General features: G+C 44.9%; 16 protein-coding genes. 6 read left to right on the plus strand and 10 right to left on the minus strand.

Annotated elements, in window-relative coordinates; genetic code table 11:
- Positions 1-75: 75 nt before the first annotated feature.
- The 4 genes from LZG73_RS12045 to folP form a co-directional block, all read right to left on the minus strand.
- On the minus strand, positions 76-1,356 hold the full coding sequence (locus LZG73_RS12045) for a lactonase family protein (protein ID WP_233849435.1): 1,281 nt from the start codon (positions 1,354-1,356) through the stop codon (positions 76-78).
- 172 nt (positions 1,357-1,528) lie between these two features.
- Positions 1,529-1,792, minus strand: a complete 264-nt coding sequence (rpsT, locus tag LZG73_RS12050) for a 30S ribosomal protein S20 (RefSeq protein ID WP_233849437.1) — start codon at positions 1,790-1,792, stop codon at positions 1,529-1,531.
- A gap of 106 nt (positions 1,793-1,898) precedes the next feature.
- Complete coding sequence (gene cdaA, locus LZG73_RS12055; protein WP_233849439.1) at positions 1,899-2,702, minus strand: diadenylate cyclase CdaA; 804 nt, start codon at positions 2,700-2,702, stop codon at positions 1,899-1,901.
- Positions 2,703-2,740: 38 nt separating this feature from the next.
- A complete protein-coding gene (folP, locus tag LZG73_RS12060; protein ID WP_233849441.1) occupies positions 2,741-3,589 on the minus strand; it encodes a dihydropteroate synthase in 849 nt (282 codons plus the stop codon).
- Between the two features lie 84 nt (positions 3,590-3,673).
- On the opposite strand from folP, the gene LZG73_RS12065 reads away from it, so the two are divergent.
- Genes LZG73_RS12065 through LZG73_RS12075 form a run of 3 tightly spaced genes read left to right on the plus strand, consistent with a single transcriptional unit; the run spans position 3,674 to position 5,859 of the window.
- The gene (locus LZG73_RS12065; RefSeq protein WP_233849443.1) at positions 3,674-4,219 is read left to right on the plus strand and encodes a DUF1599 domain-containing protein; all 546 of its coding nucleotides are present in this window, start codon (positions 3,674-3,676) and stop codon (positions 4,217-4,219) included.
- Positions 4,220-4,258: 39 nt separating this feature from the next.
- A complete protein-coding gene (locus LZG73_RS12070) occupies positions 4,259-5,350 on the plus strand; it encodes a BT_3928 family protein (protein WP_233849445.1) in 1,092 nt (363 codons plus the stop codon).
- 5 nt (positions 5,351-5,355) lie between these two features.
- Positions 5,356-5,859, plus strand: a complete 504-nt coding sequence (locus LZG73_RS12075) for a shikimate kinase (protein WP_233849453.1) — start codon at positions 5,356-5,358, stop codon at positions 5,857-5,859.
- 53 nt (positions 5,860-5,912) lie between these two features.
- On the opposite strand, the gene LZG73_RS12080 is transcribed toward LZG73_RS12075, so the two are convergent.
- Together LZG73_RS12080 and LZG73_RS12085 are read right to left on the minus strand one after the other, a co-directional pair.
- Positions 5,913-7,466 carry a hypothetical protein gene (locus LZG73_RS12080; protein ID WP_233849455.1) on the minus strand — a complete coding sequence of 518 codons (1,554 nt, stop codon included), beginning with the start codon at positions 7,464-7,466 and terminating at the stop codon, positions 5,913-5,915.
- A 106-nt stretch (positions 7,467-7,572) separates the two neighbouring features.
- Complete coding sequence (locus LZG73_RS12085; RefSeq protein WP_233849457.1) at positions 7,573-8,823, minus strand: hypothetical protein; 1,251 nt, start codon at positions 8,821-8,823, stop codon at positions 7,573-7,575.
- Positions 8,824-9,004: 181 nt separating this feature from the next.
- On the opposite strand from LZG73_RS12085, the gene proS reads away from it, so the two are divergent.
- Positions 9,005-10,480, plus strand: a complete 1,476-nt coding sequence (gene proS, locus LZG73_RS12090; protein ID WP_233849459.1) for a proline--tRNA ligase — start codon at positions 9,005-9,007, stop codon at positions 10,478-10,480.
- A 72-nt stretch (positions 10,481-10,552) separates the two neighbouring features.
- Complete coding sequence (locus LZG73_RS12095; RefSeq protein WP_233849461.1) at positions 10,553-10,981, plus strand: peptidylprolyl isomerase; 429 nt, start codon at positions 10,553-10,555, stop codon at positions 10,979-10,981.
- A gap of 58 nt (positions 10,982-11,039) precedes the next feature.
- Here the strand turns inward: LZG73_RS12095 and LZG73_RS12100 are convergent, their stop codons facing one another.
- Entirely contained in the window at positions 11,040-11,669 is a 630-nt protein-coding gene (locus LZG73_RS12100; RefSeq protein ID WP_233849463.1) for a helix-turn-helix domain-containing protein, read from the minus strand.
- Positions 11,670-11,673: 4 nt separating this feature from the next.
- On the minus strand, positions 11,674-12,798 hold the full coding sequence (gene dprA / locus LZG73_RS12105; RefSeq protein WP_233849465.1) for a DNA-processing protein DprA: 1,125 nt from the start codon (positions 12,796-12,798) through the stop codon (positions 11,674-11,676).
- 83 nt (positions 12,799-12,881) lie between these two features.
- On the opposite strand from dprA, the gene LZG73_RS12110 reads away from it, so the two are divergent.
- On the plus strand, positions 12,882-14,705 hold the full coding sequence (locus LZG73_RS12110; RefSeq protein ID WP_233849467.1) for an alpha-amylase family glycosyl hydrolase: 1,824 nt from the start codon (positions 12,882-12,884) through the stop codon (positions 14,703-14,705).
- A gap of 52 nt (positions 14,706-14,757) precedes the next feature.
- Here the strand turns inward: LZG73_RS12110 and lepB (LZG73_RS12115) are convergent, their stop codons facing one another.
- Together lepB (LZG73_RS12115) and lepB (LZG73_RS12120) are read right to left on the minus strand one after the other, a co-directional pair.
- Positions 14,758-15,936 (minus strand): signal peptidase I, encoded by a 1,179-nt coding sequence (lepB, locus tag LZG73_RS12115; RefSeq protein ID WP_233849471.1) that lies wholly within the window; start codon positions 15,934-15,936, stop codon positions 14,758-14,760.
- A 142-nt stretch (positions 15,937-16,078) separates the two neighbouring features.
- The gene (lepB, locus tag LZG73_RS12120; RefSeq protein ID WP_233849477.1) at positions 16,079-17,215 is read right to left on the minus strand and encodes a signal peptidase I; all 1,137 of its coding nucleotides are present in this window, start codon (positions 17,213-17,215) and stop codon (positions 16,079-16,081) included.
- Between the last annotated feature and the right edge of the window lie 24 nt (positions 17,216-17,239).

Raw genomic sequence — 17,239 nt, forward strand, 5'->3', positions numbered from 1 at the left:
GCATGTTGAACCAACTAAAACAAACAAAGCGGGCCGGTTATAACCAGTCCGCTTTGTCGCAATCGTCATTTTTTATTAAGGAATAACGCGCAATGTATGTGCACCTTTTCCTACGCTCACGCGGGCACCTTGCTTTTTCAATACAGGCGCGTCGCCTTTCGTAACAGTCCAAAACTCAACTCCGCCATTGCCCACTCCGTATTCAAGATATTCAAATACTGAAACAGCGAGATTTGAGCCGTCTTTATCAAAAACTACGCTTTGCGGGTAAATTCCTTCGAATGGATAATCTGCAACTTTTGTCAACGCGCCGTCGGTTGCTGCAACTTTGTAAAGTGTAAGCGCCGCACCCGAACCCGCGCCAGCTTCACCCCAGGGAGCTCCGCTTTTTCCCGCATTAACCGTCACAAGCGTTGAACCGTCCGGGCTGATCGCAAATGAACCGGTGTTTGTCCCAGCCGGCACTTGGGCAGCAACTTTATGCTCGACCGCGCCGTCCATTGAGAAATTAACAACCAGAATTTCGCCGTCCCCAGCTCCTTTGCCAGGCGTGGCAGACTTTGTATCTAACACAAAATAATGCTTTCCATCAGCAGAAAACTTGCCGAATGACGGCTCAGTTCCGACTTTCACCGGCTTGCCGACCAACTCAACATTTTTCAACTTACCCGCCTCACGAATTACTTTATACAAACCGACTTCGTTGGAATTATCGAGTGTGAATGCGATAAAATCGCCGGATGGATGCCATGTAATGTCAATAATCTTGTTTGTGGTGTCAATGGCGGCAGGAAGATTTAAAAACCTTGCAGGCTTGCCATCCGGACCTGCTTCAATGAAAACCAGCTCCTTGCCCACTTCATTTGTAGAAAGAATAAGCTCGTTTTTATTCACATCAATGGCATTGGGTTTTCTACCGACGGGAAATCCGAACTTGGCTTTCGGAGCTCCCAGATTCGTAATGTCTACAACGAACAGCTTTTCTCCGCCGGGAAATTCTTTGGAAGGTTCTTTATATTCTGTAACGCCGTCTTCCGGGCGTAACCGGCTGTCCAGCACGTATGCAAGGCCGCCGGAAGCAGGAACCGCCAGTGTTTTCGCGGATGCGAGCACAGAGTTGGAAACCAATGCACTGCCCACGCCTTTGCTGCCTCTTTCAATCGGAAATTTAATGGTGGTCAACTGATCTTTTGCTGTATTGTCCCTTAGTAACTTCCCGTCAACGAGTGCCGATGCTGCCAAATCAGCATCTGAAACCACAACCAGACCGCGGGCATTGAAGTTAATGGGTGATTGGGCACTTGCAGGAAACGCTCCCAATGCTGCCAAACCAGCGAATAATGCGACTTTTTTCATAGAAAAGAATTTAAGTTATAGGTGGTTTAATGTTTTGAAAGGGTTGTTATACCAAAAGAAACCTTGTGAAGCACGCGAGCCTCACAAGGTTTCCTGATCAATATGCAATATACAATAAAAAAAGAAAACCCCGATAACCAGGTTATCGGGGTCAAATCTTCACTCGAAAAAATTAAGCTGCTGCTGAAACTAAATTAACCAGTCTGGCCAATTTAGATTTCTGATTAGAAGCCTTTTTCTTGTGGATGATATTTTTCTTTGCCAAACGATCCAACATTGAAGATACAGTTTTATAAACTTCAACAGCTACTGCCTTATCAGTCGTTTCACGCAATTTCTTTATGTATGAACGTGTAGTTTTGTGTTGGTAGCGATTACGCAAACGTTTTGTTTCGTTAGCGCGGATTCTTTTTAATGCTGATTTATGATTTGCCATTTTATAATGATATTTTTCTATTCTTCATTTCGGTTTGCAAAAATAGAAATTGCTTGCTGAAATGCCAAACTTAGCGTGAAATAATTTTGCTTAAAGGACACATTAATCACTTCGGCATGCGTTGCACGTCGGAATTCAAGTATTCTTCAATGCGGTTTTCAAGTTCAGCATAGGGAATGTTGCTGTGCAACTCACCCTCAACTGCCAGCGAAATCTTGCCTGTTTGTTCCGAAATTACAATCACGATCGCATCGGTTGCTTCGCTCATTCCCATCGCTGCGCGGTGCCGGAAACCCAATGAGGAAGGAACATCAACGCCGTCAGCAACGGGCAAAACACATCGTGCAGCCTTCAAAACGCCATCCACGATAACGACGGCACCATCATGCAACTCGCTATATTGGTTAAAAAGCGACACCAGTAACGGCTTTGATACACGCGCATCGAGCAGTTCACCTGTTTCTACAAATTTGCTCAGATCATCTCTTTTGTTAACCACAATCAATGCCCCGGTGAAGTTGGATGCGATGGATTTGGAAGCATCCACAATTTCGCGAAGGTTTTTTCCTTTCAAATCCAGAACCGAGCTCCCCATAACTTTTTTGAGCAGCCCATTATTGGTATAAATGGTCGATTTACCGATAATGAGCAAGAATCGCCGGATCTCCTGCTGGAAAATAACGATCAACGCAACGGCTCCCACACCCATAAAATATTGCAGAATCGCGGTTAGTAAGCCGAGTCCGAGCCCTTTTACGACCAGATAAAAGACATATACAAACAAATAGCCCAGGAAAACCCGGCTTGCAATGCTTCCGCGGACAAGTGTAAAAACCTGATAAAGAAGGACGGCCACTAAAAAAACATCCAGGACGTCGGCCCAATTGATGTTTAAAAAACCCACACGCATAAGAAAATCAATATTATTTCGCGACTAAATTACTATTTTTAATTTACACTGGAAGTTGCCAGCCACAGTTTTACAACCTCCATAGCAGGCCCCACATCATGCACTCTTAATATTGATGCACCGCGCTCAACCGCCATTGTATTCAAAACCGAAGTGCCGTTCAATGCTTCCTCGGCGGAAATTTCCAATGTTTTATAAATGGTTGCTTTCCTTGATATTCCAGCGAGCAACGGACATTCCAGCAAACTGAATTCAGACAAATGCTGCAACAGTTCAAAATTTTGAGTGGCACTTTTTGCAAAGCCAAAACCTGGATCAACGATGATATCTGCAACGCCTTTGGACCTTAATAAATTGATCTTTTGCTTTAAATCACTCAAAATTTCTGGAATGAGCTGCTTATAATCCGTCATTTGACTCATCGTTTGCGGAGTGCCGCGCATATGCATCAGCACGTAAGGAACGCCAAGCGCCGCAACCATATCAAACATTTTTTCATCCAGATTGCCGCCGGAAACATCATTAATGATATGCGCTCCCTTTTCAATTGCTCGTTTCGCCACCTCAGAACGAAAAGTATCAATAGATATGATTGCATTGGGAAAATACTTATTCAGTGGCTCTATTACCCATTCCACGCGCTCGACCTCCTCTTCCACGGCAATTTCCTTCGCACCCGGCCTTGTCGAATAGCCGCCAATGTCCAGCATTGTTGCGCCCTGCTCCATCATTTCACCTGCCTTGTCCACGAGTTCATGCTGAGACCCTATTCTGCTTCCTGCGAAGAATGAGTCAGGTGTCACATTGAGAATTCCCATCACCACCGGCCTGGACAGATCGAGCAGTATGCCCCCGATGTTGAGCGTTTTTTTGTTAACTTGCGACATAAAATCTTGTTCAAAACAGGCAATTCAATGATTGTCAAATCATTTCATATTCTTGCCTTTCAAGCAGTAAACTAACATTAAGCAGTGAAATCCACAGAATCGGAATATCAGGAAATCATTCAGTATTGCCAAGATCTTTTCGCAAAAAAAAATAAAGACTACGGAACGTCATGGCGCATTTTACGCCTTCCTTCCCTCACTGATCAGATTTTCATTAAAGCGCAGCGCATTCGGACGATTCAGGAAAAAGGCGTGCAAAAAGTGGATGAAGGCGTGTCTTCCGAATTCATCGGGATCATTAATTATTGCGTAATGGCGCTGATTCAGATTGCTTCGATTGAGCACAAACAAGAAATTGACGACGCGGATCTGACTACATTATATAACCTGCAAGTGAACGAAGTGAAGGAATTGCTGTTTAATAAAAATCATGATTACGGCGAAGCCTGGCGTGATATGCGCGTAAGCTCAATGACGGACATCATTTTAATGAAGTTATTGCGGATCAAACAAATCGAGGATAATCAGGGACACACGCTTGTTTCAGAAGGTGTTAAAGCTGGTTATCAAGACATTATCAATTACTCCGTTTTTTGTTTGATCAAATCAGATGCATTGCAAACCAATTGATCGCCCGCCTTTATCCATGGCATTCCTAAAACTTTTGAAATGAAAATCCTTGCTCAGATTTCTCGTGTAATTGTAGGCCTGCTCTTTATTTTTTCTGGGTTAATCAAGCTGAATGATCCGGTTGGGACGCAATACAAACTTGAAGAATATTTTGAAGTTTTTGCGGCCGATCTGCCGCAGTTCCATGACTTTTTCATGGCGCTCGTTCCGCTGGCTTTATACTTTTCAGTTTTCTTGTGCACGGCAGAAGTTGTGCTTGGAATCGCGCTTCTGGTGGGTTATAAGCCCAAAACCATATCCTGGTTGTTGCTCGCCATCATCGTTTTCTTCACATTCCTGACCTTTTATTCCGCGTATTTCAATAAAGTTACCGACTGCGGATGCTTTGGAGCTGCCATTAAACTGACGCCCTGGACTTCATTCGGGAAAGATCTTTTCCTGCTTGCGCTTATCCTCGTCATCGTTATTTACCGGAAGAAATTCCAGCCGCTGCCGACTGGGATCATAGTTGTTATTTCGACCATTGCATCATTGGGAATCGCCGTTTATGCTTTGCGCCATTTGCCTATTCTGGATTTGCTCCCTTACCGCGTTGGCGCCAACATTCCGGCTCAATTAAAGCCATCTGAGCCATTGCGCTATTTGTATGTTTTTGAAAAAGGCGGGAAAGAGTTCGAATATGAGCAATATCCGAGCGATACGACTTTAAAATTCAAGGAAATGCTGGTGCTCAACGAGGATGCAAAACCAAAAATTACGGATTATAAAGTGTGGAATGATGCGGGCGATTTCACAGAAGGAACGTTTCAGGGAACAAAGCTTTTCCTGATCATTAAAAACCTGACAGACATTAACACTGCCGCGCTTCCAGACATTAACAAGCTGATTAATAGCGTCAAATTAAAAGGAGTTGAACCAATTATCTTGACGTCGGGCAACAGTGAGGAGATCGTCAAGTTTTTGTCGGCACATCAGCTTAACGCACCTTATTATTATGTAGATGCAACTGTTCTTAAAACCATTTCCAGGTCCAATCCTGGACTGTGGTTGTTGAAAAATGGGACGGTGATGGGCAAGTGGCATTATAACGACACGCCTACGACAGAGGAAGTTATTGATCTGGTTAAATGAGCGGAATGAAGAATGTCATATTGGTCGGCATGATGTCTTCCGGCAAATCAACATTGGGTAAAAAACTTGCTCGACTGCTCGGATATCGCTTTCTGGATCTGGACAAATTGATTGAAAAAGATCAGAAAACGGACATTCCTTCGCTGTTTGCGCAAAAAGGAGAGCCCTATTTTCGGGAAATTGAGAGCCGCGTTTTGAAAGAATTGGGTGCGCAAGAAGGCATTGTGCTTGCATCGGGAGGCGGAACGCCGTGCTTCCATGATAATATGAACTTTATCAAAAACCTGGGAATCAGCGTGTTTCTGGATGTTCCGGCTGTGAATCTTGCGCGGCGCATCCGTAATCATGGGAAAGATGACCGGCCCGTCCTTTCAGGCGCCGAGTCGCTCGAAGCCACATTGCAAGCCAAAATTGAGGAACGGCTTCCTTATTATGAACAGGCGGACATTGTTGTAAAAGGAGAAATTGAAGCACATCATTTAATGGAAATGATTCAGCCATTGTTATAAAACGAGAAAAACCTGCATAAAGCAGGTTTTTCTCGTTTTATAATTAGCAGTTTTTAAAAGTTCACACCAAATGTTAGTGCAAAATTCATAGGCTTATGCGTAATTTCAACAGACGCATAATCAGCCGTATTATTCAATGTATATGGTGTAAACACAGATTTGTATGTGCTTAACGTGCCGGATAAGTCAGCAAAATACCGGCTCTTCCTAATGCCTACGCCAGCTGAAAGGAGCAGCTTGTCCCTTTTCACCCCATCATTGATCGCGTAAGGATCGCCTATGTATGCGGCGCCTAATCGAGCGCGGAATAAATTGGCACGAAACTCACCGCCGAGCCTGAAATTATAAGAACTGCGAAAAGTGTCTTTAATCTCCGCTTTTGTATCGTCTTTAAACAATTGATTCTCCGAGCTGCTCAGATAACTCGTCCGAACACCCATTGCGCTGTAATCCTGGTATTCAAATGAACCTGTTATAAAACCTTTGTCCTGCACAAAAAAAGTTGCACCGAAACTCGCTTTTAAAGGACTTCTGAGCGAATAAACGAAGTCGTTCGGTGCGATGGGCAATGATAAATATGGTGGTTGAATCAGCGTGCCATCCGGTCCGGTTACGAGATCATCGACAAACTCTGCGTTCACATTCTGCGTGAATGTTTCCTTGATCGAGCTGAAAGTCGGGCTGGTGATCACACCACCCAATTGGAAGACAGGATTAACTTTATAAATGGCGCCTAGAGAAAAATTGATCCCATTTCCAGTCACTGTTAGCCCTTCGTTCTGTTGCGTGTAAATCAATTCGGGGCTATCGACATAATTATCCTGAAACGTCCTGTCGTAGGAATAACGCAGCCTGCTGAATCCAAAATTGGCTCCAATGTAAAGTTTATCGTTATAATTCCCCGCATAGGCAATTGTCCATTGCGTGTTAGCGCCTGTTGCCGTGTAAGTTCCGTATTGATTAACAGCACTGTTCCTGTCCAGCGCATTATAAGGCGGACCAGCCGCGCTTGTAGGGTTTATCAGATACATTCGATAATAAGCAGCTGGCAGCGAGTAGGCAATCGGGCCTCCATTCGTTGGATTCTGCTCAAAGTCCGTGTCAAGCTGTTCGGTTGACACGGCATCTGCATTGGCATTCTCAACCACGTTGTCCAGATAAGCGCTTTTGTCATTAAAACCTGAAAATGTATAATGGTCGCGAAAGGATTGTTGCCGCGAGAAAGAAATTCCCAATGATGAACGTTTCCACTTCCGCTGAAATCCAGGCTGACTTGAAATGACAAGCGCAGCCTGCGCAATGTTCAAATTGCCTTTGTTAGCAGAACTATTGCTGCCAAGATAACTTGTCTTTGTATTGGTCGGCGTCACGCCGGGTGTGAAAGTAAATTCTGATCGGTTGTAAAAACCAAGTCCCGCCGGGTTACCATGAATGGAGCTTGGATCTCCGCCTAATGCCGCATGGTTGCCTCCTAATGATTGGAAACGCGCCGAACCGGTTTGATCACTTTCTGAATATCGCAATGCGTCCGTCGCGTACTGGCCGTATGATGATGAAGATGCTAAAATGGCGCAAATAACACTGCACCCGATAAAATGTTTTGTCATAACCTTAATTAAAAATAGGCTTGAAGTCAAATATTACTTAAACGAAAACCCTGCAAAATTATGCATTTTGCAGGGTTTGAAATTGTATCAAAAGCATTGAAGCTTATTATCTTGGTCCTCTTGAAGAAGAACGAGTTGCTCCTCCACCACTGCCGCCGCTTGAAGGCGCGCTGTAACTTCTGGATGGAGCACTATAACTTGGCGCACTATTGGTCCGCTGTTGTGGCGCATTGTAAGTTCTCGGCGTGCTGTAAGACTCAGAACTTCTGTTAGGCGTCGAATACGATCCGCGTGACGGCGCTGTGTAATCTGAACTGCTTCTCGATGGCACGTTGTAAGTGCTGCCGCTTGATCCTCTCGAAGATCTTGGCGATGCGTAACTTCCGGATGTTGCACCGTCCGTATTAGCTGATCGTGGTCGTGAATAGTAAACATTGTTTCCTTCACCGGCCGCTGTTCTGCCACCTGCATCTGCAACACTTCCTCTATTATAAGATCTTGACGATCTTGGAGAAGCGTATGTGTCATTCGCTGAAATTGCATTGCCACTGGCTGCTCTTCTACCTGAACGGTCACCCGAAGCTGTCCGTGGCGTGGTTACACTTCCACCATTATAACGGTTGTTGCTTCTTGAACTTGTTCCTGCAACGACACGGGGTCCCGCCGTTCTTGTCAAACCACGGCTTTCGTAATTGTTAACCACTACGACCGGACGGCTGTAAGCCCATGGATTGTAGCCATAACCACCTCCATAGAAGCTGTCATAACCGTAACCGTACATGCTATTCATGCCCCAAGGCGAGTAACCGAATCCGTTATAACCAAATGGGTCATATCCATATCCGTACATGCTGCTCATCCCCCACGGAGAATATCCAAGCATTGATCCCATTCCAAAACCTGAACCCATTCCAAAACCCATGTAAGGACGCATTCTGCCAAGCCCGAATTGGAAGCCAACATTCATCATGCTTCCAGGCCAGTAAGAACCAAGTCCGCCATAACCATAAGGATTGGCAAAGGCAGTTGCGCCGCGGTCATATCCGTCAGCAAATCCGGCGTTATAACCCGGATCAGGAGAAAGTGTGCGTTTTACGCTGCGGGATGAGAGATATGACTCATCGTAATAATCACTAGTTCCCTCATCTGCATTGCCTGTGTAGGCATAATCAGGATTGTCTGAGCGGGAAATATCTTGATCTGCACCCCGGTTCGCGGTCACAACGCCAGGGCCTGTATTGTTACCGTAAAGGTCGTCATACCCGCCTGATTGTGAAACATATTGATTAGTGGTACATCCCCAAGCTCCCAGCAACACTAGCAAAGAAAGATTTTTTGCTTTATTGATCATCGTCATGGCTTATAAGGATTAATTGTTAGTTGCTAATATATATAAAATTCCGTTCCTAACTATTAAGTAAACGTGCGTTACAATACATTAATTCCAAAGTTAACATAAAAAACTATCTTTGCAAGGCCAGAAAAAGCTGTGTAGGAATAACGAAATACTCCTTTTCATTTACAAAATAATCCTAAGAATGAGTAAAGCCTTACCAACCCGAAGTGAAAATTACTCCGAATGGTACAATGAGTTAGTAAAAAGGGCCGATTTGGCCGAAAATTCAGCAGTTAGAGGCTGTATGGTGATCAAACCTTACGGCTATTCGATCTGGGAAAAAATGCAGCGCGCATTGGATGATATGTTCAAAGAAACGGGACATACGAATGCTTATTTTCCGCTTTTTATTCCCAAATCATATTTGAGCAAAGAAGCGTCACATGTGGAAGGTTTTGCCAAAGAATGTGCGGTTGTGACCCATTACAGGCTTAAAAACGATCCCAATGGAAAAGGAGTCATTGTGGACCCGGATGCGAAGCTGGAAGAAGAACTTATCGTGCGCCCAACGTCTGAAACGGTTATTTGGAGCACATATAAAAACTGGATTCAGTCTTACCGCGACCTGCCCTTGCTCATTAATCAATGGGCGAATGTGGTGCGCTGGGAAATGCGCACGCGCCTTTTCCTGAGAACCGCTGAATTCCTTTGGCAGGAAGGACACACCGCGCACGCAACATCCACGGAAGCAATTGCGGAAGCCGAACAAATGCTTGACATCTACGCGCAATTTGCCGAGGAATGGATGGCCATGCCCGTTGTAAAAGGCGTTAAAACTGCCAACGAAAGATTTGCGGGAGCTGTCAACACATATTGCATTGAAGCATTGATGCAGGATGGAAAGGCGCTGCAAGCAGGCACTTCGCACTTTTTGGGACAAAACTTTGCGACTGCTTTTGACGTCAAATTTCAAGATAAGGACGGCAAGCTGGAATATGTCTGGGGAACATCATGGGGCGTTAGCACGCGGCTCATGGGCGCATTGATCATGGCGCATTCGGACGACGCAGGACTTGTTTTGCCTCCAAAACTTGCGCCTATCCAGGTTGTGATTGTTCCAATTTATAGGAATGAAGAGCAACTGGCATTGATTTCAGAAAAAGCTGGCGAAATCTCCAAGCAACTGAAAAAGTTGGGCATCAGTGTTAAATACGATAACAGCGATGCTTACAAGCCAGGTTATAAATTTGCTGAATATGAACTAAAAGGCGTTCCGGTAAGACTTGCAATCGGCGCACGCGATCTGGAAAACGGCACTGTGGAAGTGGCGCGTCGTGATACGAAGACCAAGGAAACCGTTTCGTTGGACGGCATTGCAGAATTCATTCAATCGCTTTTGGACAACATCCAGGAGTCGATTTACAATAAGGCACTGGCCTTCCGCGATGAGAATACGACGAAGGCTGATTCTTTCAAGGAGTTCAATGAGCTGCTTGATTCCAAAGGCGGATTTATTCTAGCGCATTGGGACGGAACTTCGGAGACTGAAGAGAAAATCAAGGAGGAGACCAAAGCCACGATTCGCTGCATTCCATTGAATCAAGAGCAAGAAGAAGGTGTTTGTATTTATTCAGGTAAGCCCTCGGCAGGAAGAGTTGTTTTTGCCCGGGCATATTAATTTAGTAATCTGAAAAACAGCGCATTCATGATGCTGTAACTAAGATAGTTTTAACCATTTACATATAATAACATGAAGCAGGCGCAGGCAGGTGACAATGTTCAGGTTCACTATAAAGGGACTTTGACAGACGGACAACTTTTTGATTCTTCGGAAGGACGTGATCCGCTCAATTTTACATTAGGAAGCGGTCAGGTGATCAAAGGTTTTGACGATGGCGTTACGGGCATGGAGATCGGGGACAAAAAGACCATTCACATTCCGAATGCAGAAGCTTATGGCCCTGTGAATGAAGATATGGTAATCAATTTCGAGCGTTCACAAATTCCTGCTGACATTCCTTTGGAAGTTGGCGGCACGTTGAACATGCACCAGGATGGCGGTCAGGTTATTCCTGTTGTTGTGAAAGAAGTTACAGAAGAGCACGTAATTCTTGACGCAAACCATCCATTGGCAGGTCAGGATTTGATCTTTGAACTGGAACTTGTAGGGATTAATTAATAGCAAGATTTGTCAAAAGGCTGATAATTGAGCAAATGCTCGGATTATCAGCCTTTTTTTATTTTGCCCATTTCAGACTGAATGCCTCCGGTTTGTTTTTTGAGATCTTCAAAAGCACCTGTTTTTCTGCTAAGTCGTGCAGCATGCGCTCGGCTCGCTTTTCCGAAATGTTGATCATTCTTGAAAAAGATTTTGCCGTCACCGCATCCTGCTCCCGTAGAAACGTGATCAATGTTTTTACGTGCCGCGACGCAAGCAATTTGTCCAGATCTGCATCCATTTCGCCTTGCATAAGCAGCCGGGGAATTGGAATGCTCTTGTCCTTCGTACGGACGTAAATGATCCGTAAATCTTTCTCATTAACCGCATAATGCGGCTTGTCATGGCTCTCATCCACACGGACCTGCAATACTTTCAAGCCATCCAGCAACATTGATTTGATTTGGATCAAAACCTTTGGCTCAATTAATTTGCCCGTTGCTAATTCCAGCTTTTTCAGCTCTTGCAACTCCGACTGAACGCCCACAATGGCACCTGTGTCAGCAATGCCAATCAGCAAGTTCCCGCCTGATGTGTTGGCAAACGAGACGATTGTCTTCGCAATTTTGAATGCGCTGTCAATGGTCCTCTTGAATTCGGTTGTCAGCCCCTCCCCTTCTTTTATTATTTGAATAAGACTTTTGGTCATGCATTTAAATTAGTCCATATTTTTTCCCCGGCATCGACCGGACCATTCCCTGAAATTCAAGATTCAGCAACAACGCCGCCAGCTTGTTCAAATGCAAGCCCGATTGCCAGGCAAGCTCATCGATCTGCATGGTTCCCTTTTGCCTGAGCAATGATAGAACCTGTCCTTCGTCTTGAGTAAACCCTTCAAAGCTCGTTTGCATTTGAACCGGAGCCAACGACTTTGTTTCCTCCGCATGCAGTTGCCAGCTCATCGCTGTTGCCATATCCTCAACGGAAGTAAAAATCGAAGCTTTGTTGTCCCTGATCAGAAAATTGCATCCTTCGGAATGCACGCTTCCCAGCATTCCGGGAACTGCATACACATCGCGGTGGTAATTTTGTGCAAATTCCACCGTAATGAGGCTGCCGCCTTTTCTCGCCGATTCCACTACAACAGTAACATCACTCAGGCCAGCAATGATTCGGTTGCGCGCAGGAAATCTCATAAAATCCGGTTTTGTTGCCAATGCATTTTCCGTAACCAGCCCGCCGTTTTCCATCATTTCAGTGGCCGTGCGCATGTGTGACGATGGATAAATAACGTCCAGACCACTCGCCATCACGCCGATTGTGGGCAAATTGTATTTCAAACAAGCCCGATGCGCAGTAATGTCAACACCAAATGCCAAACCACTCACGACCAATGTGTTATAAGGCTCCAATTCTTTGATAATCGTCTCAGTCACCGACTTTCCATAATCGCTGACCCGCCGCGTCCCGACAATGCCAACCGTTCTGCCGGCATTGAAATCAAAGCTCCCGCGCGAATAAAGGACGATTGGAGAGTCGTATAATGGTTTGAGTCGGGTGGGATAAGTGCTGTCTGTAAAAAAGTGTAGGTTTGTTCCAGTGCTGGTGCAACTATTGTATTCTGTCTGCGCTAAATCGAGCGCTTCCTTCTTCAAAATCGCTCGAACGACTTTCTCTCCTACTCCTGGAATGTGAATGAGCTTTCTGTAATCGGCTTGAAAAACCTTCTCAGCACCGCCGCAATGGCTGATTAGTTGTCTTACTGTGACGGCGCCAACGCCGGGTGTGTGGATCAACGCAAGTGTGCAGATCTTTTCCTGCTCTGTTAATTCTGACATGATAGTGTGTTTTAAGTGGCATGCGATTTGCCTATATACGTAATGAAGGTATATCAAAAAAAATAAAAATCCTCTAAGGGAATATGGATAATTTACAGACCGCTGAAACAGAACCTGTTCAGAGTTTTGAGGGAATGGGTGCCACCTGTTACCCGGAAGGCGTTTATTACAGAGTGTGGGCGCCGCACGCAGAGAGTGTTTCTGTTGTAGGGACATTCAATGATTGGAAAGATGATGCAAGTCCGCTTCAACCAGAAGAAAATGGCCATTGGGGTGCTTTGATAAGCAATTCGAAAGAAGGCGATGAATACAAATTTATGCTGAACACACCAGCTGGAACATTGCATAGGAATGATCCTTATGCGCTTAAAATGACAAATTCATCAGGAAACAGCATTGTTTACAATCATCAAAGTTTTGATTGGCAGGATGTTGGATATCAAATCCCGGGATGGCACGAACTGGTAATTTACGAGCTTCATGTAGGGACGTTTAATGCGAAGGAAAAAGACCAAATCGGCACATTATACACGGCCATTGAGAAAATCCCTTACTTAAAAGACATGGGATTCAATGCTGTTGAATTAATGCCCTGTTCTGAGTTTCCAGGATCGCGCTCGTGGGGATATAACCCCGCAAATCCTTTTGCAATAGAATCTGATTACGGTGGTCCTGATGGGTTGAAAGCATTCGTCAAAGCCGCACACGAGGCTGGATTGGCAGTTATCCTTGACGTGGTTTACAATCACTTTGGCCCGTCTGACCTGGATATATGGCAATTTGACGGATGGCAGGAAAACGATGGCGGCGGCATTTACTTCTATAACGACTGGCGCTCAGAAACGCCATGGGGAAACACCAGGCCAGACTTTGGCCGCAACGAAGTGCGACAGTACATTCATGACAACGCCATGATGTGGCTTCGCGAATTCCGTGTTGACGGGCTGCGCATGGACATGGTGCCTTACATCAGAAACGTAAAAGCAGATGGAAATCCAGGCAACGACATTCCCGAAGGAATTTCATTGATGCAGTGGATCAACAAAGATGTTCGTGACAACTGTCCAAATTGCCTCACAATCGCTGAGGATATGCATTCACTGGATTTTATCACCAATGCAGTTGAAGACGGAGGACTAGGATATGGCTCACAATGGGATGCCAAATTTGTTCACACCGTTCGCGACGCGATCATTACACAACATGACGAAGATCGCGATATGAATGCAGTCGTTGAAGCGATCAATAAGCGCTATAATAATGATGCATTCCAACGGATCATTTACACAGAATCACATGACGAGGTTTCCAATGGGCAGGCTCGCGTTGCTGAGGAAATTGCAAATGGTGATGTAAACAACTGGTATTCCAAAAAACGCGCAGCATTAGGCGTTGCGCTCGTGCTAACCTCGCCTGGAATTCCAATGATATTCCAGGGGCAGCCTCTGCTGGAAGACAAATGGTTTTCAGACAGCGATCCGATCGATTGGACAAGACTTGAAAAATTCAGTGGCTTTGCAACCTTGCACCGCGACATGATTCACTTGCGTCGCAACTGGTTTGGCGTTACGCGTGGTTTGCAGGGACAAAATGTGCAGATCATTCGCGCTGACAATGATAAGAAGGTGATCATCATGCACCGCTGGGTCGACGGCGGTCCGAAAGACAGCGTTATAGTTGTTTTGAATTTCTCAATTGAGACTTTCCACGATTACAAAGTTGGATTTCCGCGCGCTGGAAAATGGCATTTACGCCTGAGCACTGACAATGAGCAATATGATCCGGAATTTTCGCATCTAGGCGTTTTCGATGTGGAAACGATGGATGGCGAGTTTGATGAGCTGCCTTTCCATGCGGCGTTGCAAATTCCACCTTATTCAGCATTGATCTTTTCGCAGGAGGGTTAATCTAACATTTGGCAATGCAAAAACCGACCGGGACATCCCGGTCGGTTTTTGATTATTGGATAACCCTGAAAATCCGGTCCCAACGAATTTTATTAAAGAAGCTTACGGGATTAGGATCAAGCGACATCCACACAAAAACCGCTTTTCCGACAATGTGATCTTTCGGCACAAAGCCCCAATAACGCGAATCCGCTGAATTGTGGCGGTTATCACCCATCATAAAATAATAATCCTGCTTGAATGTGTAAGAAGTCAGCGCTTTGCCATTCTGGGTGATTTTCCCGTTAGCGAACAAAATGCCCTCATTATGCTCGTAATTCTGAATCACTTCTCCGTAAAGCGCAATGTTGTTTGCATTCAATGGAACGGTTTGCCCTTTCTTTGGAACAACGATAGGACCGTAATTGTCTTTATTCCAGTACAATAAGTCTGACGCAGGAAAAAGATAAGGTTCCTTCAAACCTTTGCTCGAAAGCACGGGCTGCACCCTTTTTACAAAATCCAAAGTTTTAAGTTTTTCAACAAGCGTCGCAGTGGTTTTTACAATGTAGCCAAACTCGTCATTGGAACCGATGCTGTCATTATAGGTTTCCGTAAACTGTGAAAAATCCGTAATGCCGTTTTTGCGAAAAACATTTTGCTCATTCACTGGCGTTGTAGTCGACACAAAATATTCCTGTTGCATGCGCGGAGCATTAACCTGTGCGCTGCCATTCACAAAAACTTGTCCCGCCCGCACTTCAAGCCGGTCACCGGCAATGGCGACACACCTTTTGATATAATTCGAGCGCAGATCAAGCGGATGCGGATGCAAATCTGGCAAAACCGTGCTGTATTTGTTATATGCTTGGGGATGCTCGACAGGAAGGTTGAAAACGACAACGTCGCCTCGCTTTACGTCCGTGAACCCCGGAAGTCTGTATTGTGGCAGCTGAATCCAATCCAGATAAGAAGGAATGCTCGTGCCCCAGATGGTCTGGTGCGTAAGCGGCACCTGCAGTGGTGTAACTGGCGTGGTTGTTCCGTAATGCAGCCTGCTCACAAATAAATAATCGCCGACCAAAAGTGAATTTTCCATCGAAGGCGTGGGAATGACAAATGCACTGAAAACCAGCCAGCGGATGAGCAAAGCCGCCACCACCGCAAAGAGCACGGAATCGAACCATTCGCGAATGGGGGATTTTTTTTGTTTCAGATGAGATGGCTTTTTAGGGGATAATGTCACCAGCATGGTTCAAAAAGGATAAATTCACCAGCAATATAGCATTTATCAAAATAACATATCAACAGTTATATAATGTTTATTTATATATAAAATACAAAAAGAGAGGAGACGCGATTTGCATCTCCTCTCCTGCTTTGATTTTCTTCGCTTAGTTAATTACCCGGAACAGTCGGTTCCATCTGATTTTGTTCAGGAAGCCGCTTGGATTTGGATCAATTGACATCCAGACAAAAACTGCTTTTCCTACAATATGGTCCATTGGAACGAAGCCCCAATAACGCGAATCAGCTGAATTGTGGCGGTTATCGCCCATCATGAAATAATAATCCTGCTTGAAAGTGTAGCTCGTAATGGCCTTCCCAGCAACTTTAATTCCTTTTTCCTCCAATACAACATCTTCCAGACCTTCATAATTTTTAATGACTGGTCCGTAAGTGGCGATGTTTTCAGGCGTCAGCTGAACTGTTGCTCCTTCTTTTGGAACGAGAATAGGGCCGTAATTATCGCGATTCCACTTGAAGAGGGGCGAATTCGGGTAAAGCATTGGCTCGCTAATGTCTTTCGGTGATTTCACCAATGTAATGTTTTTGACAAAATCATAACCCTTCAACTTTGCGGCAATTTCCACAGTTGTGAAAACCAGATAACCCATTTGATCATTCGCGGGAATGGTGTCGTTAAAGCTTTCTGTGTAAGCATTGTATTCAGAAATGCCATTTTCTTTGAACACTTTCTCTTCATTCACAGCAGTCGTGGTGGCCACAAAATATTCGTTTTCCATCCGGATCGGATTTTCAACGGCAACGCCATTGGCATAAACCTGCAAGTCCCTCACTTCAAGCTTATCACCTGGGAGACCCATGCAACGTTTGATATAATTGGTTTTTAAATCAACAGGATGCTGCAACTCGGGCGGATAGTTGAAAACAACAACATCACCGCGCTTCACTTCGCTAAAACCTGGCAGGCGATATTGCGGCAACTGGATTGCGTCTGAATATGACGGAATGCTTGTTCCCCAAATCGTTTGATGCGTTAACGGAACCTGTAATGGCGTTTTTGGAGTCCGCGTGCCATAATGCAGCTTACTTACGAAAAGGAAATCACCCACCAAAAGGCTGTTCTCCATGGAAGGTGTCGGAATGGTAAATGCTTCAAAAAACAACCAGCGGATTAATGTGGCGGCAACAACTGCAAAAAGTATGGAATCAAACCATTCCCTCACCGGCGACTTTTTCTTGTGCGTATGAGCGGTTCGGGAGGTCATTTCTTTATTAATAGCCATGCTAGGTTCTAAATTGATAGTTAA

This window comes from Dyadobacter sp. CY326 (assembly GCF_021390515.1).
In the GTDB taxonomy this organism is placed as follows: Bacteria; Bacteroidota; Bacteroidia; order Cytophagales; family Spirosomataceae; genus Dyadobacter.